Source organism: Prosthecobacter sp., assembly GCF_034366625.1.
GTDB lineage: Bacteria > Verrucomicrobiota > Verrucomicrobiia > Verrucomicrobiales > Verrucomicrobiaceae > Prosthecobacter.
Genome location: NZ_JAXMIH010000006.1, coordinates 61,003 through 81,774 on the forward strand (window position 1 = coordinate 61,003; position 20,772 = coordinate 81,774).

The window sequence follows — 20,772 nt, forward strand, 5'->3', positions numbered from 1 at the left end:
CTCGACAGATGACCGGAAGTATTGCTAGCCTCGCAGAAATTGAAACAATTCCGACCCACTAATCACCATGGCCAAGAAACCTGCTCCCAAAAAGGCACCCGCTAAAAAGAAGCCCGCCGCTAAAAAGAACAAGCCGACGCCAGTGAAGAAAGCGGCCAAAAAAGCAGTTCCGGTAAAGAAAAAATCAATTCCGGCAAAGAAGCCGGTGAAAGTGAAGTCAAAAGCACCTGCCAAGCCCATGCCCGCCGCGCCTGCAAAGAAGCCTGACCCGGCACCAGTGCTGAAACCCGTCTTTGAAGTCCCGGCACCGAAGCCACCCGTACCGCCCGCGCCTGTGGCACCGAAGATCGTCATGAAAACAGGCGCAGGTGGTGCCACCTCATTGACCGTCGCCGGGCAGGCCTCCGCAGGTTCTGCGGCCAGTGGCAACACGCATCCTGCCAACATCATGGTGCTCGTCAGCAGCGGTGGCTGGCCTGTGACCGATCTGACAAAAGATCACTTCACGTTGATGGAATACTTCGAGGTGCCCGGTCAGCAATCCCCTTTCAGCAACAACATCACCTCCTTCCGCAATGTCGGCACGGGAGCCTATCTGCTCCAGGTGAAGCCGATCAATGGCACTCCTTGGCGCAGCGGTCATCATCTCGCCCAAATTCTCGTCTCCTCCGCTGATGATCGTCAGGGCCAGGGCGGGGTGAAGCTGATCATCCGCTGATCAGCCACACGCGAGATTCGTTATCGACAGCAGAATCGACTCCGCTAGCATGGCAGAATGAACCGCCGTTCCTTTCTTGCGCAATCTCTCGCCGCCACCGCTGCGGCATCGTTCTCCCGAGCCGGTACCGGCTCAAAGCTGGCCATTGGCCTCGATCACTTTTCTGTCCGCGCCACCGGCTGGAAAGCCGCAGATCACATCAACTACGCGGCCTCGCTCAAGCTCAACACCATCTTCCTCTCCGAACTCGGCGTTTTTGAAAACTTCGAGGAAGGCTACTTGAAAAGCCTCAAAGAGCAGGCTCATCGCGTGGACCTGCAAATCTACGTCGGCACCGGCAGCGTGTGTGAAAGCTCCAATACTTGGAAGACCGCCAACGGCACCGGTGCGGAACACCTCGCCCACACCATCCGTGTCGCCAAGATGCTCGGTTCCCCCGTCGCCCGCTGCTACCTAGGCAATCAAAAAGACCGCTCCACCGACGGTGGCATCGACAAGCACATCGAAAACACCATCAAGGCCATCAAGGCCAACCAGTCCCTTGCCGAGGCCGAGGGCATCAAGATCGCCATCGAAAATCACGCGGGCGACATGCAGTCCCACGAACTCAAGGCGCTCATCGATGCCGCCGGCAAAGGCTATGTCGGTGCCAACATCGACCCCGGCAACGCCGTCTGGGCGCTGGAGGAGCCTTTGAAGCACCTCGAAATCCTCGGCCCGCTCACCATTTGCAGCAGCGTGCGAGACAGCATGCTCTGGGAAGATGAAAAAGGCGCGGTCGTCGTGCAATGGACCGCCATTGGCGAAGGCCTTGTCGATTTCAAAGCCTACGCCAAACGCTTTGCCGAACTCGCCCCCGGTGTCCCGCTGCAAGTCGAAACCATCTCCGGCTTCGCCCGCCCCTTCGAGCACCAGAAGGACGAGTTCTGGAAGATCTTTCCAAATCACCGCGACACCGACATGTTCAAGGCCTGGCTCGCCATGGCCAAGCGTGGCAAAAAAATCGACAGCTTCAAAGCACCCGACGGTCCTGGCAAAAAAGACGCCGAAATCGCCTACCAAAAAGGCGAGTGCGAACGCAGTTTTGCCTGGCTGCGCGCAAATGCGTGATTGCACATCGCCCCGCTTCGCGATACATCGCCGCACGTCCGATGCGTGGATAGCTCAGTGGTAGAGCGGCTCGTTTACACCGAGTTGGTCGGGGGTTCGAATCCCTCTCCGCGCACCACCCCTGTTCCGTCATGCCCACCTGCCAGATCGAGGAGTATCAAGACAGCCAGCAGGCGCGTGCCGAACTCATCCCGTGGCTCATCGCCAGCGACCCACAGCCGCTCTCCATCGAAATCTGGCAGCGCCGCCTTTCCCACTGGTGGGATCAAAACCCCTTCGCCAGCCTGCGAGCCGAGCGCGGCTGGCTGCTGCGACACGAAGACAAAATCGGCGGTTTCCTGGGCCTCATTCCCACCTGCTATGCGGTAAACGGAAGGCCTGTCCCCGCCTTCATCGCCTCCACCTGGCGTGTCGATGAGGCACATCGCAACGCCAGCCTGCCCATGCTCATGAAATTTCGGCGGATGGCTGCCGAAACGCTCACCGCCGACACCACGCCAACACCCAAGGTGCAGGCGCTTCTTCAACGCAGTGGCTGGAGCTGCCTGACGGACATACAGCGCCGATTTGTCCCGCTCGGTCTGATTCAAAAAATCCTCCAGCACCGCTCCTGGCCGCTTTTGCCCTCTGGGCGGCGGATCTCTCGCGATCCCTCCGAGGTTCAACGCATCGCCGCATCCTGCATGTCATCCGCAGGCATCGAAAAATGGATCACGCCGGAATATCTTCGCTGGTTCGCCGCCTCACCGATGCGCAGGCACGAGTTCATCGGAGTCATCGACGCCTCCGACTGCCTCAGCAGCTATATTTTCATCACGCCAAAACGCATTCGAGGTCTCCCCGCATGGATGGAGATCGATCACTTCTCCGTTTCGTCCGACTCCGAAGAGCTGCATGCCCTCGTCGGCGAAATCGTGCGAAATCCATCCCTGCTTGGCAACGAACGCCTGCTCTCGCTCGCCGCGTTCCCTGGTGATACCTCATGGGATGTCACTCCCGTTTTGCACCAGCGCACCGAACACGTCTGCCACTGCTTCGCAATTCCAGAGGCTCTCGAAACACTCCCCAAACGCACCGTCCTCGCCGAGGGCGACTGGGGCTTGTGACCCAGCCTCAGACCAGCTTCTCAATCACCGCCAGCAGATGATTGCCCGTGGCAAACGTGTCCACCGTCATCATCTCGTCGGGAATCTGCACACCGAGCTGGCTTTCAATGTCCATCAGCAGGTCGATCGAGGCCATTGAATCCAGCCCGAACCTGCCCAGATCTTCGTCCATCGGCACCGCTTGATCCGCGCCAACAAAGCGCAGATGCGGGCGGAGGATTTCCTGGAGCTTGGGGGCGAGGTCAGTGGCGGTCATGTCCACACGGCCATAACAAAGGTTCACTCCACGCGCAAGTTCGCGTGCCAGCACGGCAGGAACCACGTCTCCACCACCTCCGTGCCGCGATAAGCCACTTCGGCGGGCGTTTCGTGGCTGAGGAAACCGATCAGGCTGGCCGTCAGCCCATACGCGCCCACATTCGGCACCGCCAGCACATCCCCCACCTCCACGGGAGCCATCTTCTGACCTCGGGCCAGGCTGTCCAGCGGACTGCACAATGGGCCCACCACATCCGCCACGATCTCACCCTCGCGTTGCGCCGTGAGATTCTGTAACGTGATCGCCGCACGAGGAATACGCCCCAGGCCCGACATGCCGCCCAGGTGATGAATCCCCGTGTCCAGCACCACAAACGTCTTTGTCCCCGCCTGCTTCACGTCCAAAACCGTCGTGATCAATGTCCCGCTGCCCGCGCACAAATAACGGCCTGATTCAAAGCAAAGCTGCGCCTTTCCATGCAGAGGCGAAGCCTCCCACGCCGCATCCAAAGCCACACGCAAAGCACTCAAATCAAGTGCGTCAGCGTCACTCGCATACGGCCACGGAAAACCGCCACCCGCGTTCACCACGCTGCATTCAAAGCCCAGCGCGCGCGAAACACGCTCCGCCGTCTCCAGCGCGCACTGCGTGTTCTTCACCAGCGCCTCCACCGAGGCCACCTGCGTGCCGAAATACACATGCACACCGTTCAGCGTCACATTTGGCAGACGCAGTTTTTCCGACGCGCCGTCCGCCAGCAGCAGCGCCTCCTCGAAGCCGAACTGACTCTCCACCCCGCTCATCGCCAAACGTGCATCGGGAACCTGTTGTGGGTTCACCCTCACCATCGCGGTGATCTCCACCCCCGCGCTCACCGCCATCTTGGAAAGCCGAGCCGCGTCTGTGAAGCTCTCGCAGGAAAAATGCCTCACACCTTGGTCTAACGCCGTTTGAATCACCCTCTCCGTCTTCCCAGGTCCACCGAGCACGATACCGTCGCTGTAACCCGCGCTCTGCGCCGCCATCAATTCGCCCTCCGACGTGATTTCCGCGCACACACCCTGCGCGCGCAGCTCGCGTGCGATCGCAGGCAGAGGGTTCGCCTTGAACGAGTAAAACAATCGCGATCCCTCCGGCAACGCCGCGATCAGTATTCGCGCCCTCTCTGCGACCACGTCGAGATCATACGCAAACAGCGGAGAACCGTGTTTTTCGAGGAGTTGCCGGGCAAAATCAGCGTTCATGAAATCGACGTTTGAAATAGCAAGCAACTCCAGCAGACAAAGCTGAAGCAATGAACAAGTGAAGCACCAAAATTCGTTGGTCCAAGCGAACATACCACGCCTCTTGACCAATGTCCTGGTCGTGAACGAGCCATGGAAACACCAGACCGTACTCGGTGCGTGTTCCACGGAAGAGCCTCGAAGGGTCGGCTCTCTTGCTCCACTGTCCACGCGCTGTCCAAAGATTCTCTGGATACGCTCCAATCGGGTTGGAACGCCAAGGCAGCAGCAACACGAGGGCGATGAAGAGAATGGTGATGCTGAGAAAGAAGGTCTTCATGCTACTTCAACAACCCCCGCAGCGCCTTCCGGTCCACCTTCTGGTTTCCCGTCTTTGGCAGTTCCGGCAGAAAGATCACACGGTTCGGCACCTTCGCCGACTCGAGCTTCGAGCTTAGCGCCATGACGATGGCCTTTTCGTCCAATCCCTCGCGCGAGACAGAAACAAACAGGCACAACTGATCCCGCGCCTCGTCCTTCACGCAACCGGCCGCCACCACATCCAGAATCCGGCAGGCCTCCTCCTCCACCTCCGCCGGGCTCATGCGATGCCCCTTGTGCTTGATCAGGAAATCGCTGCGCCCGTGGAAATGCAGAAAACCCTCCGCATCCACGCTGCCGTAGTCACCGCTCACCAGCACGCGCGTGCGCCCTTCGCCGATGAAACGGTAGCGCTTTTCCGTCTCCTCCGGTGCTCGCCAGTAGCCGAGCGCCAGATGCCGTCCGCGCACGCACAACTCGCCCGTCTCACCCGCCGGCAGGCGATTTCCGTTCGTATCCATGGCAAACACCTCCGTGCCATCCAGCGCACGTCCTACCGACTCCGGCTTCGTCTCCAGCTCCTCCGGCAGCAGGATTGACACCCGTTTGCACTCCGTCAGCCCATACATCGGAAACACCCCCGCCTGCGGAAACAACTCCCTCAGGCTTTGAATATAACTCTGCGGCAGATGATCGCCCGTGTTCGTGATCACACGCAGCTTCGGCAGCGGCACAGGCCGGTAGCGCTGCATCTTGATCAAACCACCAAACAACGTCGGCACGCCCGGCAGCACCGTGATCTCCTGCGCCGCCAGAATGCGTGGCAGTTCCGGCCCCGCCATCTCCGGCCGGCCGATGAACACGCTCGCGCCCACCATCGCCGCGTAAAAAAGCTGGTACAGCCCGTAATCGAACGACAGCGGCAGAAAAATCGCCACGCGGTCCTCCACACGATACCGCAACCGCGCCTGGATCGCCGCTGAGACGAAGCGCACATTGTCATGCGTCAAAATCACCCCACGCGGCGTGCCCGTCGATCCCGACGTGAACACCAGAAACGCCGGATCTTGATCAATCCCCGGGAACGGCACTGGCGCAGGGTCGGAATTCGCGGTCAGTGCGTCAAACAACACATCATCGTCACGCTTTGCCGCGTTCGCCTCCGTCCAAATCACCGGCACATCGCTGATTTCATCTCGCAGCGCCGCCGTAACTGAGTCGAGCAGCACAAGCTTGGGCTCCGTCTGGTCCAGAATGCGGCGCAGGCCCTCAGCCTTGATCTGCGGATTCAAAATCGCCGAGATTGCTCCGATCTGCGCTGTCGCGAAGAATATCAGGATCGTCTCGATACAGTTCTCCGTCACCATCACCACACGATCGCCCTGTTTCACTCCCCGCACATCCAGCCAAGCCGCGATACTCGTGATCCGCCGCCACGCCTCCGTATACGTCAGCGCTTCATCTCCATGCCTCAGATACTCTCGCTCCGGCCACTGCCTCGCCGCCTCGCGCACATACGCCGCCATCGTCCAGCCGACTTGCTGTCCGTCAGGTAGAAAGGTGTGGTTTTCGAGCATCGTCATTCAAACAGATAAAAACGCTACGGTCCCGTCCGTACGAAATCAACCGCCGGGGACTCATTTTCCCGATTACCCTCAGGTTGGCCTGGCTGTGACTATCAGATGTCGTCCGCGCACGGCCATGTCTGACCCTGCGGTCTCCCAGAATCCACGCTCCTCGTCCGTCCGTGCCTTGCGCACGCGACGGCGAGCGTAGAGCAGCGCCGGCAGGGACAAGATTTTCTCATGCAGATGTTTCGCCACCGATAACGGCTCGGAAACGATTTGGATCTGATCAAATCCTGCCAGTTTCAAGTAGAGGTAAAGCTGCGGCCAGTTCCACGGCATGATGTGCATGTGGCTGCCATAAACGATCTTGCCAGCCAAACATGGGAACGAAGGAAAAAAACCGCGCGCCAGATACTGCAAGCGGGCCTGCGGATACCAGACATTCGGAGTCGTGACCACCAGATGCCCGCCTGGAGTGATGCAACGCTTGAACGCTTGAAACAGTAGCAGCGGGTTGCCCACATGCTCGATCCCCTCGCAGCAGCAGACGAGGTCATAGGTGCTGCAGTCGGCAGGCAGACCTTCATTGAGATCATGTTTCCAAACACGTCTGTAGCCCTCGGCAGCGGCTTCATACAGATCGATGCCATCGAACTCTTCCCCATGCCCTTGGGCCTTCAATCCCTTGACCAGCCAGCCATCCCCTGATGGGGCATCCAAAACGGTGGTGAACTTCTTATCTTTGAGCCATGCAAGGACGGCTTCTTGGCTGGAGGGAGGCATTGATAGAGTAGGAGAACAGCCTTTTGCCACGGCAGTACGCTGCCGTCAATCAATGCTCATCTCCCCACCCGCATCCACTTCACCGCCTGCATCCCGCTCGCCAGCTCCTTCACGCGGATCTCCCAGGTTCCGGGATCTTCATTCGGCGCAAGGCTAAGGTCGAGTTCGACGATGCCATTCTCAGCGGCGTAAAAGCCGCTGCCTTCGGCCGATGTGCCATTCGCATCGCGGATGTCCACACGCACCGGGATCACCGCTTTTGTCGGTGCCTCCTGCGTGGTGGTGATGCGTGCGCTCACTTTGGCCGTGTTGCCCAAGGTGGCGTTTTCCGGCACGGTAAGCTGAATGCCGAGCAACGGCTTCGGCATCACCATGAAGATTTTGCCGTCGCAGGGGCCGAGTTCGACGGGCCAGCTCATCACGCCCTCCTCGCCGCGCTTCGGCACAATGAATTGCGTGCCGGTCAGCTCATACACATTGGCCGATTCGGCCTTCAGGCTCACGATTCCCTTCGAAGGGAGCCCGTTCTCCATCACGAGGCCGTGCTGGCCGACGTAGCTGCCGGCCTCGCGATGGTCGTTCACGACGAACACATACAGCGCATCGCCAAACCTCCGTGTGCGCACGATGATCTCGGGATTGTCGCAGTTCGCACGCTGTGGCAGCGCAAAGCCGCCGAGCGTCTTCGCAAGCGTCAGCACCTTGGTTTTGTCCTCAGCGGCCTTTTTCTCGCGTTTGAAGGTCTGAATCGTAAAGTCGGCCTTCAAGCCGGGGCAGAGAAACTCATCGGCCACGATCTTGCCGCCCTTCTTCTGCCAATCGGCAATGCGGGCGACGACGGACTTCGTCAGCACATCACAAAACGGCATGACGAGCACCTTGCGACCGCTGAGGCCGCTTTTGAGCAGCGTTTCCTCATAAAGGATGTCCGTCTGCACATGCGCATGCTGAAGCGCGAGCCACACGTCCGCCTCCCAGCCGTTGTTAGAGCCGTAACCGCCGCGTCGCGCGAACATCTGCGAGGTGAAGCTCTCCAGAAACGCGACTTCGCTCCTTTCGTCAGGAATCGCCATCAGCGTCGGTCCCAGCGGCTCGATCACGTCATGGATGAGCTGCTTCAAAACGGGCGCGGTGTTCGGATTCGTGAAGCGATAGCCGCCGGGGCTGTCCGTCTGCACCAGTGACTGCCAACCGTGATACATGATGCCCTGGATGGGCCGCGCGATCTTCGTCCAAAGCGCCTCTTTCAAATGCATCGGTGCGATTGTGATGTAGGCGGCCTCGGGATCGTGATCCTGCCACGCCACGACATCACCCGGTTCCTTGCTGCCGATGGGCGCGGTCTGCGAGCGATACCAGATGAGCTGCGTCATCTTCATCACACGCTGGTTCTTGCCGCTCGCGGCGCTCATCGCGAAAAGCTGATCTGCGCACATGCCGATCTTTTGCGGATCAGGATAGGTGTAGGTCCAGTGCGAGATCACATCCACTCCACCGCCCGCGCCGCTGATGCTCGGTTGCCGCACGGCGGGATCAAAAAAAGTCCACACCTTGCCGCTGCTCTTCACGCCCTTGTGCAGCGACGTGTGCAGGCCATTCCAGCCATCGCCGACGGTCCAGAACCAGCGCAGGTATTTCAAAATCGGATGATCATCCGCGATCACATGATCCGCTGGAAAATCCTTCAGCTTTGTCCAGTCCACGCCCCACTTCGCAGAGACTTCCGCAGGGATGTCCGCCCCGGCGAACTTCTTGTAAGCCTCCACATCCACCGCATTGAAGCTTACCTGATTGTTGTCACGCACCTCCGTGTCGATCAGCGCCGTGGTGAATGCCGGATGATCGCCGTAGGCCTTCGCCACGCTCATGCCCACCACTTGGAAAAAGGGTGCGAACTCCGGCGTCGATGCCGCGATGTCCTGCCGCGCATACGGCTTCCCGGCGCGATCCACGCGCAGATTTTTCGGATCGCTCTCCAAAGCGCGGCTCGGCGAGAGGCTGGCGACGACTTCGAGGCCGTTTTTCAGCGCATCATCGAGCATCTCGCGATTCTTCGCGATCACCTCCGGTCTCGCGGGCGGTGCGATGGCCCTGTTCTGCCACAGGGTGCCGTAATCCGCGCCGAGGCCGATGAAGTGGGTGAATCCAATGTCTTTGAGTCGCGGAATCTCGCCGCCACCCGCACCCCACATGATCACCGGCATGCGTGGCGGCATGCGCGCCACGATTTGCAGCGTCGTGGACTGCTCGGTGGCGTAGTCGCCGATCTCAAACCTCGCCCGCAGGACGTATTCTGCGGCTTTGAGCGCCGTGTTGAGCACATACTTCGCCGTGAAGCTCTTTCCGGCCGCGAGATCGGGCACGATGAAGTTTTCGTCCTTCGCACCCAGATTCACCGACAGCTTTGCGCCTGTCATTGTTTCGCGCCGCAGATTGGTCACCACGATCTCAACCGGCTTTGCCGTCTCCAGGCGCCGCCACACCTGCCGGGTGCTCGTGATCTGCATCTGCACACGCTCAAAACTCAGCACACCCTCGCAGATGCGCGCCTCGTCGATCAAACCGGGAAAGCCGCCGTAGTTGCTGCCCAGCCGGTCACCGATGCTCAGACCCTTCGGCCCTGGCGTCACCGCGCCGTAGCCTTCGAGCTTCGAACCGCCTGCCGCCGTACCATTGCGATAAAACTTCCCTTCGCCCGCACCATCGTAAGTGAAGGCCACATGCTGCCACACGTCCGTCTCGGGCTTGAACGGCAGCGAGTAAATCACCTTCGACTCCGCACCGAAGCCCAGAGTCACAAACATGCGCCGCAAGCCGCCTTTGTCCGCCTCGCCGATCTGCCACTGGTAGTCCGTGTGATCGACATATTTCTTGTCGAGCAGATAGCAGCGCAGCTCCGGTTTGAACTCCGCCTTCGCCTTGATCCACATCTCCAGCGTGAAGGAACCTTTGACCGCCTTCACCTCCACCAGCGCCGCGTGGCGCTTGTCCTGCACTGGAAATCCCGGGAATGACTCCAACGCGCTGCCGAATTTGCCCTTCGGATTCAATGCCGCGCCTTGCAGTTTCAGGCCGTCCTCTTTTTCAAACGACCAGTGCCCGAGGATGTGCTTCCCGGTTGCATCATCCTTCGTGTAACCTGTCTCCCAGGTTTCCTGAAGAGCATGTGATGCCCATGGAAAACAAAGAACGCTGAGGAAAAGCAAACGAGACGGTTGGAACATGGCTCACAGATACGAAGCTGAATGCGGCCTTTGCTCAGCTAACACAGTCACGATCACGCTTTCACCGCCCACCGCAGCTTCGCCGGACCCGCACGCGGATTGTCGCGCGTTTCCTGCGATGACGGACGGATGACCTCGTCATTGGCGGCTCTGAAGAGGCCGCTGCGCAGGCCGTCGCGGAAGAGGTGTTTCACGCGGCGATCTTCGCCGGAATGGAAGGTCAAAATGGCCACGCGGCCGCCAGGGCGCAGGCAGTTCGTCAATTGATGCAGGAAGGTGTCCAAAGCCGTGAATTCCTCGTTAACGGCGATGCGCAGGGCCTGAAACACGCGGCGCACGGTGGTCTCGCGTTCTTCTTCATCGACGCGGCGTGGCAAGGCATGGCGCACGGCCTCGGCCAGCGAGCGGGTGGTGGCGTGGTCGGTGCCAGCGAGTGCATCGGCCAGCAAAGCGGCGTGACGTTCGTCGGCGTTTTCTTCGAGAATCGTCTTCAGTTTCGCTGCGGAGAGCTTGAGCAGCAGGTCACGGGCAGCGACTCCGCGCTGCGGATTCATGCGCATGTCGAGCGGGCCGTCGTGTTTGAAGCTGAATCCGCGGGCGGGATTGTCGAACTGCATTGAGGAGCAGCCGAGATCGGCCAGCAGCAAGTCCACGCCATCGCTCCAGTCCAATTCAGCGAGCGCACGCGGCAATCCGGCGAAGTTCATGCGTTTCACGACGAGCGCAGACTCCTCGCAGCCGTCGGCTCGCAGCCGTGCCTCGGTGCGCACGATCTCGATCGGGTCTTGATCGAGCGCGAGCAGCGTTCCGCCTGGCTGCACGGCTTTCAGCAACGCACTGGCGTGTCCGCCGTAGCCGAGCGTGCAGTCCACGGCGCGTTCGCCGGGCTGCGGGGCGAGAATATGCATGATTTCGTTCAAGAGGATCGGCACATGCTGACCGGCGGGCGTTTTGCCAGAGGCACGCACCTTGGCGATGGTCTCGGCGTAGCGCTCGGGGTTCAGCTCCTTGTATTTGTCCTCGAAACGACGCGGATTCTTGCCCGAGTAGCGCGGACGACGGCGATGCGGTGTTGGAACCTCGGCTTCGCTCACAACTCGTTGTATTTGGCGTTGGAACCGCGTGCTTTCGACACGGGATAGCGCGTTTCATTGCGCTCCACCTTGTCGAGCATCGCCTGACCGAGATCGACACCGAGGTTGTGAGCGAGTTCGAAGAGCAGAATGCCCACATCGGCCATTTCATCCTTCAGTTCCGGCATCTTGTCCTTCACGCGCTGCTCGATCTGGTCCGGCTGCTGCCAGACGAAGTGCTGCAGCAGCTCCCCCGCCTCGGCGGTGATGGCGATGGCGAGCTCCTTGGGGCTGTGAAACTGCATCCAGTCCCGGGCGTCGCGAAACGCGCAGATGCGCGCGGTGATTTGTTCGATGCTCATGGGTGCATGATGCGACGCGCACCCGCAGGAGCAACCGCGAAGGCGACAAGATGCGCACAGTTAGTCACAAGGGAAGGATTGACGCGCAGGAGCGTATCAAGGATGCTTCACCATGAATATGAAACACATCACCGCTCTCGCCGCCTGCCTTTCTCTCACCACCGCCCTGCATGCCGCCGAGGATCCACCGGTGGACTTCGTGAAGCAGATCAAGCCGATCCTGGCCGACCGCTGCGTCGAGTGCCACAACTCAGAGACGCTTCTCGGTGAGCTCAATCTGCAAAATCGCGAACTCGCCTTTCGCAAACGCAAGCCAGGGCCGGCCATCGTTCCCGGAGAACCGGAAAAGAGCATGCTCTACCTCGCGCTCACGCTGCCGCCGAAGGACAAGAAGGCCATGCCCGCCACAGGCCACCGCATTCCGAAAGACGAGGTGAACACCATCCGCCAATGGATCAAGGAAGGTGCCAAATGGCCGGAAGGCAAAGACGGTGCCGTGGCGGCGCAGCGCAAGAAGTCATAAAACGACGCACGGCGCTGCGGCGGATGTCATTCTGTGGGATTTCGCATCGCGATAATCCCTTGAGCAATTCGATGGCTGTCGGGGCTTGTAACTCGTTAGAGAGGCGGGAGGATGTGTGTCCGCAGCCATGAAACACCCCGGTCTTCTTTCTCTCTTCTTTTTCGCGACGCTAGGCCAACTGTCAGCCGTCGAGATTCCACCGGGTGGCAGCGATGTGCGTGGAGAGGCGGCATTGCAGGCGAACTCGTCCCCTGAAGCTGGAAAGGTGGAGTCGCTCGCGATTGGGAAACGCATCACCATCACCAAGCCGGATTCGGCCAAGGCTTACTCAGCGCAGTTCACGGCTCCGATTTCCACCGGCATCGCGAAAAACGAGCGCGTGCTGGCGATCATCAAGGCGCGGGTAGTTGGCAGCACGGAGTCCGGGGAGGTGTTGGCAAAATTGCAGCTTCGTGGCGCGCCCTACACCGCGTTTGGCGACGCCATCGGTGTCGGCATCCAGCGCGAGTGGACGGAGCAGCCCGTGGTGTTCATCACCGATGACGTGGTGCCAGCGGACAAGGCCGCCGTGGTGCTCCTGTGCGGGCAGAAGGAGCAGAGCATCGAGGTGGAGAGCGTCCGCGTGCTGAAGTATCCGGCCACGACGGATGTGAGCAGCCTCCCGCGAGCCAAGCTGGTCAAACGCAGCTATGCAGGCCGCGAACCGGATGCGCCGTGGCGCAAGGCGGCGCTGGAACGCATCGAGCAGCATCGGAAGGCGGATCTGTCGATGATCGTGAAGGGCGAAGATGGCAAGCCGCTGGCGGGGACGGAGGTAAAGCTCTCGTTGCGCCGCCATGCCTTCGGATTTGGCTCTGCGGTAGTGGCGAAACGCTTCAGCGGCGAAAGTGAAGATGACCGGCGCTACCGCGAGATCGTGGACAAGCTCTTCAGCATCGTGGTTTTTGAGAATGACCTGAAGGATGGCAATTGGTCGCCGGATTTTGATGCCGCGCGCAAATCGAGCCGTAACGCGGAGCTGGACAAGGCCTTCGCCTGGTTCGCCGAGCGGCACATCGACGTGCGAGGTCATTACCTCATGCAGGTGGCCACGCCGTTCAATCTGCACGGCATCAAGGACAACGCGGTAATTCGCGAGCGCACGCTCGACAGTGTGCGAGAGCGCCTGGCCTTTGTGAAGGATCGCGTCGTCGAGTGGGACGTGATCAATCATCCCATCGCCTGGGATGGCGCGGACATGCTGAACAAGCGCCCCGGCCTGGAAAAGCTCGACCGCGAGGTCTTCACGCTGGCAAGATCGCTCACGAAGCTGCCTTTCTTCATCAATGAGGATCAGGTCTTCCGACCAGGGCCGCAGCATGACGACACTTTTGCCTACATCGAGGCGCTGAACGCCGACGGCTTCACGGTCGCGGGTCTCGGCAACCAGGCGCACTTCCATGAGAGCTACCTGCCGTCCCCGGAGCATCTGCTGGCGGTGACGGATCGTTTCGCGAGGATCGTGCCGCATCAGTCCATCACGGAATACGACATCGTGACCACCGAGGACGAGGAACTGGCGGCGGACTACACGCGTGATGTGCTCATCGCCGTCTTCAGCCATCCGGCTTACACGAGTTTTCTTCTCTGGGGCTTCTGGGAAGGCTCGCACTGGATACCAGAGGCGGCCTCATGGAACAAGGACTGGAGCATCCGCAAGCGTGGTGAGGTGCTGGAGGAATGGATCGGTCGAAAATGGCGCACCGAGGTGACATTGATGACCGACGCGAACGGCATGGTGAAATGGCGCGGCTTCCCCGGCTGGTATGAGGTGCATGCGGCGGGCCAAAAGCCGGTCGTTTTGAAACCACAGTGGTGAGGAAACCCCGAAACCACATCCGACAATCAAAGTTGAAGCAAGGAACACCATGAACACGACCTTCTTCCACATTCCGCAAAGCCGCCGCGCCCTTCTCCGCAGCCTGCTTCTCACCACTGGCGGCATCATCACGAGCGATCTTTACGCCGAGGCGCTCGCACTCACGCCGCGTGCGACGGAGGGGCCGTATTATCCCGACCATCTACCGCTGGATCAGGACAACGATTTAACGCAGATCATCGGCGGCAAAGCGCCCGCAGGCGGCATCGTGACGGAGTTTGGCGGGCGTTTGCTGAATGCGGATGGCAAGCCGCTTTCCAATCACGTCATCGAACTCTGGCAGGCAGACACGAACGGCTGCTACATCCACAGCCGTGGCACGCAGAAGGGCAAGGAGCGCGATCCACAGTTTCAGGGCTTTGGCAAGATCACCACGAACGCGAAGGGCGAGTACCGCTTCCGCACGATCAAACCCGGCCTCTACACGGGCCGCACGATTCACTGGCACATCGCGGTGAAACAAGGCGACAAGCGCATGCTGACCACCCAGTTGTTCATCGCCGGTGTGCCGCAGAATGACCGCGATGGCATCCTGCGTGGCATGGGCACCGATGCGCAGCGCCTTTCGGTGATTCGTGAGTTCAAACCGGTCAGCAAGGAGAGCCAGGAACTCGTCGGCACTTGGGACATCGTGCTCGGCAAGACTCCGGAGGAGCCGGAGCAGCGCCGTGGAGGTCCGGGACCACCGCCGCCTCGTGGTCGCCGTGACAGCGCGTCTGTGGGCGATCAAGACATCAAAGACCTACTGTTTGGGCCTGCGCCGTTTTGATCTGAGTTTTTAGCCGGTCACTCCAGAGCCGCCTAAAGGCGGGACTACAATACTCAGAGGCTTCACTTCTTCGGCTGTCGCTGGCGCACGCACTCAAACAAGCACACGCCGGTGGCGACGGAGACGTTGAGACATTCGACTTTGCCTGCCATGGGGATCTTAACGAGGAAGTCGCAGTGCTCCCCGGTGAGGCGGCGCATGCCGGGGCCTTCCGCGCCCATGACGATGCCGATGCCGCCTTTGAGGTCGATGTCGTAGAGGCTCTGCGTGGCTTCATCGCCTGTGCCGACGAGCCAGATGCCGAGTTCCTTGAGCTTGTCCATCGCGCGGACGAGATTGGTCACGCGGATGAGCGGGATGTTCTCCGCCCCGCCGCAGGCCACGCGCACGACGGTTTCACTGATCGGCGCGGATTTGTCCTTCGGCATGATGACAGCACAGACACCGGCCGCGTCAGCGGTGCGCAGGCAGGCACCGAGATTATGCGGGTCCTGCACGCAGTCGAGAATGAGCACCAGCGGACTTTCCTTGCCTTCGAGCAACGTGGCGATGTCGCCCTCCTCATAGATGCGCACCTTGTTGTCGGAGCTGGAGTGGCGGTTCTGACGGGCGATGGGTTGTTGGGGACGCATGAGATTCAGTGGATAGTGGGCCGTGAATGGGATTTGGCAAAATGATAGAAGCGCGGGCTTGAAGGCTGTGTGAAGTGACGGGAGGAGTTTGAGATGAAGGCATCTCTCAAGCGTTGGTGGTCGCGAATCGCCGTTTTGGCGGCGCTGGGTGTCGCATTCGTGTTTGGGTGCGAGTGGTGGGTCGCGAGAACGGCGAAAGGGAGCTGTTTCGATGACATGAAAGCGGTGCCAGAGGCTCCGGTGGCGGTTGTTTTGGGCACTTCACCGCGCTTGGCCGATGGAAGGGCCAATTTGTTCTTCCTCCCGCGCATGGAAGCGGCTGCCGCGTTGTTCAAGGCGGGCAAGGTGAAGGCGTTGATCGTCAGCGGAGACAATGGCACGCGGGGTTACGATGAACCGACGGAGATGAAGCGCGTGCTGGTGCAGATGGGCGTGCCTGAGTCGCGGATTGTGTGTGATTACGCAGGTTTCCGCACTCTGGACTCGGTGGTGCGGGCCAAGGAAGTGTTCGGGCAGCAGCGGCTGATTTTTGTTTCACAGGGATTTCATAATGCGCGGGCGATCTATCTGGCTCGGGCATTTGAGATCGAAGCGTGGGGCTTGAACGCGAAGGCCGTGCCGGTGACACTGTCGGTGAAGACGTTCCTACGCGAGAAACTGGCCTGCGTGAAGGCGGTGCTGGATGTGAACGTGCTCGGCACACGGCCGAAGTTTCTCGGCGAGAAGGTCGCGGTGCCGGTGGAGTGACCTACAACCAAACTGTTAGCGCACGGCGCAGATCAGGGCTGGGGGTGACACGCAGTTCCTCGCCCACTTCCAAACGGGCCTTGTGGCCGTTTTGACTGATCTCGAGGAAGACGGGAAGAGTGCCGGGGAATTGAGAGAGAACCTCGTGGATGCGTTCGAGATCGGTCTCATCGTGCTGGCGGGTGTTAAGGCGCAGGACAATCGGTTTGGGCGGCGCGGGCGGCTTCGGTGGCGCGGGCAGCGACGGATCGGGATCGTTCGCGTTGCGGGGTTTGGCGGCTTTGGGCTTGAGCGGCTTTGCGTCGTTGCAGGTGACGCGATTGCCGTCGGTCTTTTGATCCTTGCTGACACGAATGCGGAAGGCCATCACGGCACCATCGGCGAGCACGTCCTTGAGCTTCTCGTAGTCGTCGCTCCAGCACATCATCTCCTGCACGCCGGTGAAGTCTTCCACTTTGAAGGTGGCAAAGGCCCGGTTGTCCTTTTTCGAGTAGCGCACCTCAAGCTGGCTCAAAATGCCGGCGATGGTGTGGGTACTGGCTTTTTCCTTCGTGTCGATCTCCTCAATGGCGGCGATCTTGGTGAGCTTCACCGAGTCGAAATGGCCGCGGTAGCTGTCGAGCGGATGGCCGCTGACATAGAAGCCGAGCAGTTCTTTTTCAAAGGCGAGCACCTCGTCCGTGCTCCACACAATGGAAGGCGTCTCAAGTTCGTTTTTCTTCGATTTGGGCTTCGCCAGATCGAAATCATCGAAGAGACCGCCTTGTCCGGATTTTTTGTCCTTCTGCATCGACGCGGCGGAGGCCAGCACCTGCTCCAATTTGGCAAACATGACGGCGCGCAGCTCGCCGGTGAAGTCGAAGGCTCCCGATTTCACAAGCGCTTCCATGAGCTTCTTGTTCACAGCGCGGTTGTCGAGTCGCGCGGCGAAGTCTTCGAGACTGGTGAAGGGGCCGTTTTTGGTTCGCTCCTCGATGGCGGCCTCCATGGCGCCTTCACCAACGTTTTTGATGGCGCTGAGACCATAGCGGATGGCGTTGGGATTTTCCTCCTCGGTCTCGAAGCGTTCGGGCGCGAACTTGAGCGCGGATTTGTTGATGTCGGGCGGCAACACCTTGATGCCCATCTCAAAGCACTCGCTGACGAAGTTCGCTATCTTGTCGGGATTGCTGATTTCGTAGCTCAGCACCGCCGCCATGAACTCGACGGGGTAGTTCGCCTTCAAGTAGGCCGTGCGATACGTCACGATGCCGTAGGCAGCGGAGTGCGACTTGTTGAAGCCGTATTGCGCGAATTTTTCGAGCAAGTCGAAGACGGCGTTGGCCTGCTTGTCAGAGATGTTGTTCGTCTTGAGGCAGCCTTCGACGAAGATGAGGCGCTGGCGGGCCATTTCGGCGGCGTCCTTCTTGCCCATGGCACGACGGAGCAAGTCCGCTTGTCCGAGCGAAAAGCCAGCGAGCACGTTGGCGGCCTGCATGACCTGCTCCTGATAAACCAGGATGCCGTAGGTCTCCTTGGCGATCTTTTCGAGCAGCGGATGCGGATACTCGACCTTCTCCTCGCCCTTTTTGCGTTTGATGTAGTCCGGAATGAACTGCATCGGGCCCGGGCGATACAGTGCGAGGATAGCGATGATTTCCTCGATGGTATCCGGGCCGAGCTGCTTGCAGGTGTTGACCATGCCACCAGATTCCATCTGGAACACGGCGACCGTTTCGCCGCGTTTGATGAGATCGAAGGTCTTGGTGTCTTCGAGAGGCACATCGGCCACTTTGAAGCCGGGAACGCGCTTGTTGATCCAATACTCGGCCTCGTGGATCACCGTCAGCGTTTTGAGGCCGAGGAAGTCCATCTTGAGCATGCCGAGCTCGGTGAGCGGCTTCATCGCGTATTGCGAGAGGATGGCGTCTTCCTTGTCCCGCGTGAGGGCGATGAAGTTGTCCAGTCTGCGGTCGCCAATGACGACGCCGGCGGCGTGAACACCGACACCGCGTGTGAGACCTTCGAGGAAGGTGGCGTGCCGCCAAAGCTCCTGCGCGTTGGTGTCGGCTTCGAGCTTCGCGGCGAGTTCGGGGTTTTTCTTCACCGATTCCTCCAGGTCGATGTTCAGCTCGTTCGGGATCATCTTTGACAGCGTATCGCTGTCGCCGTAGCTCCAGCCGAGCACGCGACCCACGTCGCGGATGACCGATTTGGCACCCATCGTGCCGAAGGTGATGATGTGGCAGACGCTGAGATCGCCGTACTTCTCGCGAACGTATTGGATGACTTCCGGGCGGCGTGTCTGGCAGAAGTCGATATCGATGTCGGGCGGGCTGACACGCTCGGGATTGAGGAATCGCTCGAACACCAGTTCGAAGCGCAACGGGTCAATGTCAGTGATGGCGAGGCAGAAGGCGACGAGCGATCCGGCGGCGGAACCGCGGCCCGGGCCGACGGGAATGTCGTGCTCGCGCGCCCAGTTGATGAAGTCCCAGACGATGAGGAAGTAGCTGGTGAAGTTTTTTTCCTTCAACAAGGCGAGTTCGACCTCCATGCGCTCGTGCAGCACCTCGTCATTGAGCGCACGATCACGGCCATAGCGGCGCTCCAGGCCTTCCATCGTGAGCTTGCGCAGGTATTCATTGCGATCGCCGCCGTCAGGCATCGGATACTGCGGGTAGCGTTCGATGGAGGTGGAATCGAGATGGATCTTGAGATCGCAGCGCTCGGCGATCTCCAGCGTGGCGTCGCAGGCCTCGGGCACCTCGGAAAAAAGCGCGCGCATTTCCTCGGCAGTCTTGAAATAGACCTCCGGGGAGTAGGTCATGCGGTTCTGATCGTAGATGCTCGCACCGGTGCCGATGCAGATCATGATGTCGTGGGACTCGTGATCGTTGCGGTTCAAAAAATGGACGTCGTTGGTGGCGACGGTTTTGAGGCCGTACTGCTTTCCCCACTCGACCATCTGCCGGGCGCTTTTGCGCTGGGCCTCCATGTTGTGGTCCTGGATTTCGAGGTAGAAGTTCTCGGGACCGAAAATGTCACGGAACTCCTGCAGGCTCTTTTCGGCCTCGTCCTTGCGGTCGGAGAGCAGCAATTCGTTGATCTCGCCGTTGATGCAGCCGCTGAGGCAGATGAGGCCCTTGGAATGTTCGCGCAGGGCATCTTTGTCCACGCGGGGCTTGTACCACTGGCCTTCGAGATGGCCTTTGGTGATGAGTTTGGAGAGATTGTCGAAGCCCTCGTTGCTTGAAGCGAGCAACGTGAGGTGGGAGGAGCGTTTGCGGCCAGGAACCTCGTTTTTGTCCATCATCGAGCCTGGCGCGAGATAGGCCTCGCAGCCGAGGATGCTCTTCACCTTGGCCTTCTTGGCGGCCATGTAGAAATCGATCGCCCCATACAAATTGCCGTGGTCGGTCATGGCAACGGCGGGCATTTCCAGCTCCTTCACACGCTTCATGAGCGTGTCGATGCGCACGGCTCCGTCGAGGAGCGAGTATTCGGTGTGCAGGTGGAGATGGACGAAGGAATCGGGCATGCGGCGGGGGGCAGGACTAACCCCGTTTCGGAGAGGTGAACAAGAGGGAGTTGTTCACAATGGGCCATCGCTACGCGGCCTTCGGTGGAGCCGGTGATGGTGGCGATAACGCTTCAACAACTGCCAGCCGACAGTGACGATGATGCAGGCAACGGAGAGCGCGATGATGAGGTAAAGACGATTGGAGTTGGAAGGCGGAAGTGGTGCCGGGGATGCGGGAGGAGGTTCGGCAGCCTGGGTGAACTGAAAAGCCCGGCTAGTTTCACCCGGAAAAATCACCTGCGGACGCAGTTCGGCTTTCCCCGCCTGGGTGTGCAGCAGGATCAGGCTGGTGTTGGCGTCTTTGGCAAACTCGATCTGGAATGTGGCCGCCCCTGTTGGCACCCGCCCTTTGACGGTGGCGAGCAAATGCACCTCCTGAGTGTCCTCTTTGAACGGCGTGTTGTCGGCTCCGTCGATGGCCTGGACCTCACAGGCGGGCAGGACGCTTTTTTGACCTCCAAACAGCACGCCGAGCGCACTGGAGAGGTATTCCTGCGCTTTCTGATGCGTGGCGGCCATCTGATCCGGTGTCTGCTCCCGGTACCATGAGGCGGGGACGGGGGGCAGCGTTGTGGGATCAGCGGCCAGGAAGGTTCGTGGATCCACATTGATGCGCAGAACGTAGCTCTGATCGGCGGCAAAATCCGCTTCGACGGTCATGCTGGGAACCACATGGGCTCGTGCCATGCCTGTGGCGGCCGTGACGACCGGAAAGACGATTCTTAGGAGTCGTCTGCGGAAAATTCGAAGAAGCATGGGCACATGGTGGAGATGCTCGCGCCAAATGGCAAATGCATCGTGGTCACAGGTTTCGATCCGATTGGAGGGTTGTTTTTCCAGCCAACGATTTTTCTCCAAGAAAGAAGCTGCGAAA

At 60.0% G+C, this 20,772-nt stretch carries 19 protein-coding genes and 1 tRNA gene; 8 read left to right on the top strand and 12 right to left on the bottom strand.

Annotation, left to right across the window (positions count from 1 at the left end; all coding sequences use genetic code 11):
• Window positions 1-24: 24 nt before the first annotated feature.
• Entirely contained in the window at window positions 25-354 is a 330-nt protein-coding gene (locus U1A53_RS03100; protein ID WP_322278915.1) for a hypothetical protein, read from the bottom strand.
• Between U1A53_RS03100 and U1A53_RS03105 the strand changes: the two genes are divergently transcribed.
• From U1A53_RS03105 to U1A53_RS03120, 4 genes are all read left to right on the top strand, one after another.
• Window positions 353-718 carry a hypothetical protein gene (locus tag U1A53_RS03105; protein ID WP_322278917.1) on the top strand — a complete coding sequence of 122 codons (366 nt, stop codon included), beginning with the start codon at window positions 353-355 and terminating at the stop codon, window positions 716-718. The two genes, U1A53_RS03100 and U1A53_RS03105, sit on opposite strands and share 2 nt — an antisense overlap.
• A 57-nt stretch (window positions 719-775) precedes the next feature.
• The gene (locus tag U1A53_RS03110; protein WP_322278918.1) at window positions 776-1,828 is read left to right on the top strand and encodes a sugar phosphate isomerase/epimerase; all 1,053 of its coding nucleotides are present in this window, start codon (window positions 776-778) and stop codon (window positions 1,826-1,828) included.
• Between the two features lie 43 nt (window positions 1,829-1,871).
• Window positions 1,872-1,946 (top strand) — tRNA-Val (locus U1A53_RS03115).
• A 13-nt stretch (window positions 1,947-1,959) separates the two neighbouring features.
• Window positions 1,960-2,934 (top strand): hypothetical protein, encoded by a 975-nt coding sequence (locus U1A53_RS03120; protein WP_322278920.1) that lies wholly within the window; start codon window positions 1,960-1,962, stop codon window positions 2,932-2,934.
• 7 nt (window positions 2,935-2,941) lie between these two features.
• Here U1A53_RS03120 and U1A53_RS03125 read toward each other — a convergent pair whose 3' ends face one another.
• The 8 genes from U1A53_RS03125 to U1A53_RS03160 form a co-directional block, all read right to left on the bottom strand.
• On the bottom strand, window positions 2,942-3,190 hold the full coding sequence (locus tag U1A53_RS03125; protein WP_322278921.1) for a phosphopantetheine-binding protein: 249 nt from the start codon (window positions 3,188-3,190) through the stop codon (window positions 2,942-2,944).
• A 23-nt stretch (window positions 3,191-3,213) separates the two neighbouring features.
• Window positions 3,214-4,437 carry a hypothetical protein gene (locus U1A53_RS03130; protein WP_322278922.1) on the bottom strand — a complete coding sequence of 408 codons (1,224 nt, stop codon included), beginning with the start codon at window positions 4,435-4,437 and terminating at the stop codon, window positions 3,214-3,216.
• Window positions 4,427-4,756: a hypothetical protein gene (locus U1A53_RS03135; RefSeq protein ID WP_322278923.1), complete on the bottom strand. Its 330-nt coding sequence runs from the start codon at window positions 4,754-4,756 to the stop codon at window positions 4,427-4,429. The genes U1A53_RS03130 and U1A53_RS03135 overlap by 11 nt, the downstream gene beginning before the upstream one ends.
• 1 nt (window position 4,757) lies before the next feature.
• Entirely contained in the window at window positions 4,758-6,320 is a 1,563-nt protein-coding gene (locus U1A53_RS03140) for a class I adenylate-forming enzyme family protein (protein ID WP_322278924.1), read from the bottom strand.
• A gap of 72 nt (window positions 6,321-6,392) precedes the next feature.
• The gene (locus U1A53_RS03145; protein WP_322278926.1) at window positions 6,393-7,088 is read right to left on the bottom strand and encodes a class I SAM-dependent methyltransferase; all 696 of its coding nucleotides are present in this window, start codon (window positions 7,086-7,088) and stop codon (window positions 6,393-6,395) included.
• 56 nt (window positions 7,089-7,144) lie between these two features.
• Window positions 7,145-10,312, bottom strand: a complete 3,168-nt coding sequence (locus U1A53_RS03150; protein ID WP_322278927.1) for a LamG-like jellyroll fold domain-containing protein — start codon at window positions 10,310-10,312, stop codon at window positions 7,145-7,147.
• A 53-nt stretch (window positions 10,313-10,365) separates the two neighbouring features.
• Window positions 10,366-11,406 carry a 16S rRNA (cytosine(1402)-N(4))-methyltransferase RsmH gene (gene rsmH / locus U1A53_RS03155; RefSeq protein WP_322278928.1) on the bottom strand — a complete coding sequence of 347 codons (1,041 nt, stop codon included), beginning with the start codon at window positions 11,404-11,406 and terminating at the stop codon, window positions 10,366-10,368.
• Window positions 11,403-11,747 (bottom strand): nucleotide pyrophosphohydrolase, encoded by a 345-nt coding sequence (locus tag U1A53_RS03160; RefSeq protein ID WP_322278929.1) that lies wholly within the window; start codon window positions 11,745-11,747, stop codon window positions 11,403-11,405. The genes rsmH and U1A53_RS03160 overlap by 4 nt, the downstream gene beginning before the upstream one ends.
• 118 nt (window positions 11,748-11,865) lie before the next feature.
• Between U1A53_RS03160 and U1A53_RS03165 the strand changes: the two genes are divergently transcribed.
• The 3 genes from U1A53_RS03165 (at window position 11,866) to U1A53_RS03175 (ending at window position 14,957) form a co-directional block, all read left to right on the top strand.
• The gene (locus U1A53_RS03165) at window positions 11,866-12,270 is read left to right on the top strand and encodes a c-type cytochrome domain-containing protein (protein WP_322278930.1); all 405 of its coding nucleotides are present in this window, start codon (window positions 11,866-11,868) and stop codon (window positions 12,268-12,270) included.
• 127 nt (window positions 12,271-12,397) lie between these two features.
• On the top strand, window positions 12,398-14,128 hold the full coding sequence (locus tag U1A53_RS03170) for an endo-1,4-beta-xylanase (RefSeq protein WP_322278931.1): 1,731 nt from the start codon (window positions 12,398-12,400) through the stop codon (window positions 14,126-14,128).
• Between the two features lie 49 nt (window positions 14,129-14,177).
• Window positions 14,178-14,957 carry a hypothetical protein gene (locus U1A53_RS03175; protein ID WP_322278932.1) on the top strand — a complete coding sequence of 260 codons (780 nt, stop codon included), beginning with the start codon at window positions 14,178-14,180 and terminating at the stop codon, window positions 14,955-14,957.
• 62 nt (window positions 14,958-15,019) lie between these two features.
• On the opposite strand, the gene rlmB is transcribed toward U1A53_RS03175, so the two are convergent.
• Window positions 15,020-15,589: a 23S rRNA (guanosine(2251)-2'-O)-methyltransferase RlmB gene (rlmB, locus tag U1A53_RS03180; RefSeq protein ID WP_322278933.1), complete on the bottom strand. Its 570-nt coding sequence runs from the start codon at window positions 15,587-15,589 to the stop codon at window positions 15,020-15,022.
• A 216-nt stretch (window positions 15,590-15,805) separates the two neighbouring features.
• On the opposite strand from rlmB, the gene U1A53_RS03185 reads away from it, so the two are divergent.
• Complete coding sequence (locus tag U1A53_RS03185; RefSeq protein WP_322278934.1) at window positions 15,806-16,336, top strand: ElyC/SanA/YdcF family protein; 531 nt, start codon at window positions 15,806-15,808, stop codon at window positions 16,334-16,336.
• Between the two features lies 1 nt (window position 16,337).
• Here the strand turns inward: U1A53_RS03185 and dnaE are convergent, their stop codons facing one another.
• Window positions 16,338-19,856, bottom strand: coding sequence for a DNA polymerase III subunit alpha (gene dnaE, locus U1A53_RS03190; RefSeq protein ID WP_322278935.1), 3,519 nt, complete (start codon window positions 19,854-19,856; stop codon window positions 16,338-16,340).
• A gap of 54 nt (window positions 19,857-19,910) precedes the next feature.
• Complete coding sequence (locus U1A53_RS03195) at window positions 19,911-20,585, bottom strand: hypothetical protein (protein ID WP_322278937.1); 675 nt, start codon at window positions 20,583-20,585, stop codon at window positions 19,911-19,913.
• Window positions 20,586-20,772 lie beyond the last annotated feature (187 nt).

Coding starts and splice junctions, on each gene's coding strand:
- dnaE (WP_322278935.1), bottom strand. CDS start 19,856: ATGCCCGATTCCTTCGTCCATCTCCACCTGCACACCGAATACTCGCTC.
- U1A53_RS03100 (WP_322278915.1), bottom strand. CDS start 354: ATGACGATCTTCGGTGCCACAGGCGCGGGCGGTACGGGTGGCTTCGGT.
- U1A53_RS03175 (WP_322278932.1), top strand. CDS start 14,178: ATGAACACGACCTTCTTCCACATTCCGCAAAGCCGCCGCGCCCTTCTC.
- U1A53_RS03105 (WP_322278917.1), top strand. CDS start 353: ATGAAAACAGGCGCAGGTGGTGCCACCTCATTGACCGTCGCCGGGCAG.
- U1A53_RS03120 (WP_322278920.1), top strand. CDS start 1,960: ATGCCCACCTGCCAGATCGAGGAGTATCAAGACAGCCAGCAGGCGCGT.
- rlmB (WP_322278933.1), bottom strand. CDS start 15,589: ATGCGTCCCCAACAACCCATCGCCCGTCAGAACCGCCACTCCAGCTCC.
- U1A53_RS03110 (WP_322278918.1), top strand. CDS start 776: ATGAACCGCCGTTCCTTTCTTGCGCAATCTCTCGCCGCCACCGCTGCG.
- U1A53_RS03195 (WP_322278937.1), bottom strand. CDS start 20,585: ATGGCACGAGCCCATGTGGTTCCCAGCATGACCGTCGAAGCGGATTTT.
- U1A53_RS03140 (WP_322278924.1), bottom strand. CDS start 6,320: ATGACGATGCTCGAAAACCACACCTTTCTACCTGACGGACAGCAAGTC.
- U1A53_RS03165 (WP_322278930.1), top strand. CDS start 11,866: ATGAAACACATCACCGCTCTCGCCGCCTGCCTTTCTCTCACCACCGCC.
- U1A53_RS03160 (WP_322278929.1), bottom strand. CDS start 11,747: ATGAGCATCGAACAAATCACCGCGCGCATCTGCGCGTTTCGCGACGCC.
- U1A53_RS03145 (WP_322278926.1), bottom strand. CDS start 7,088: ATGCCTCCCTCCAGCCAAGAAGCCGTCCTTGCATGGCTCAAAGATAAG.
- U1A53_RS03185 (WP_322278934.1), top strand. CDS start 15,806: ATGAAAGCGGTGCCAGAGGCTCCGGTGGCGGTTGTTTTGGGCACTTCA.
- U1A53_RS03125 (WP_322278921.1), bottom strand. CDS start 3,190: ATGACCGCCACTGACCTCGCCCCCAAGCTCCAGGAAATCCTCCGCCCG.
- U1A53_RS03150 (WP_322278927.1), bottom strand. CDS start 10,312: ATGTTCCAACCGTCTCGTTTGCTTTTCCTCAGCGTTCTTTGTTTTCCA.
- U1A53_RS03130 (WP_322278922.1), bottom strand. CDS start 4,437: ATGAACGCTGATTTTGCCCGGCAACTCCTCGAAAAACACGGTTCTCCG.
- U1A53_RS03170 (WP_322278931.1), top strand. CDS start 12,398: ATGAAACACCCCGGTCTTCTTTCTCTCTTCTTTTTCGCGACGCTAGGC.
- U1A53_RS03135 (WP_322278923.1), bottom strand. CDS start 4,756: ATGAAGACCTTCTTTCTCAGCATCACCATTCTCTTCATCGCCCTCGTG.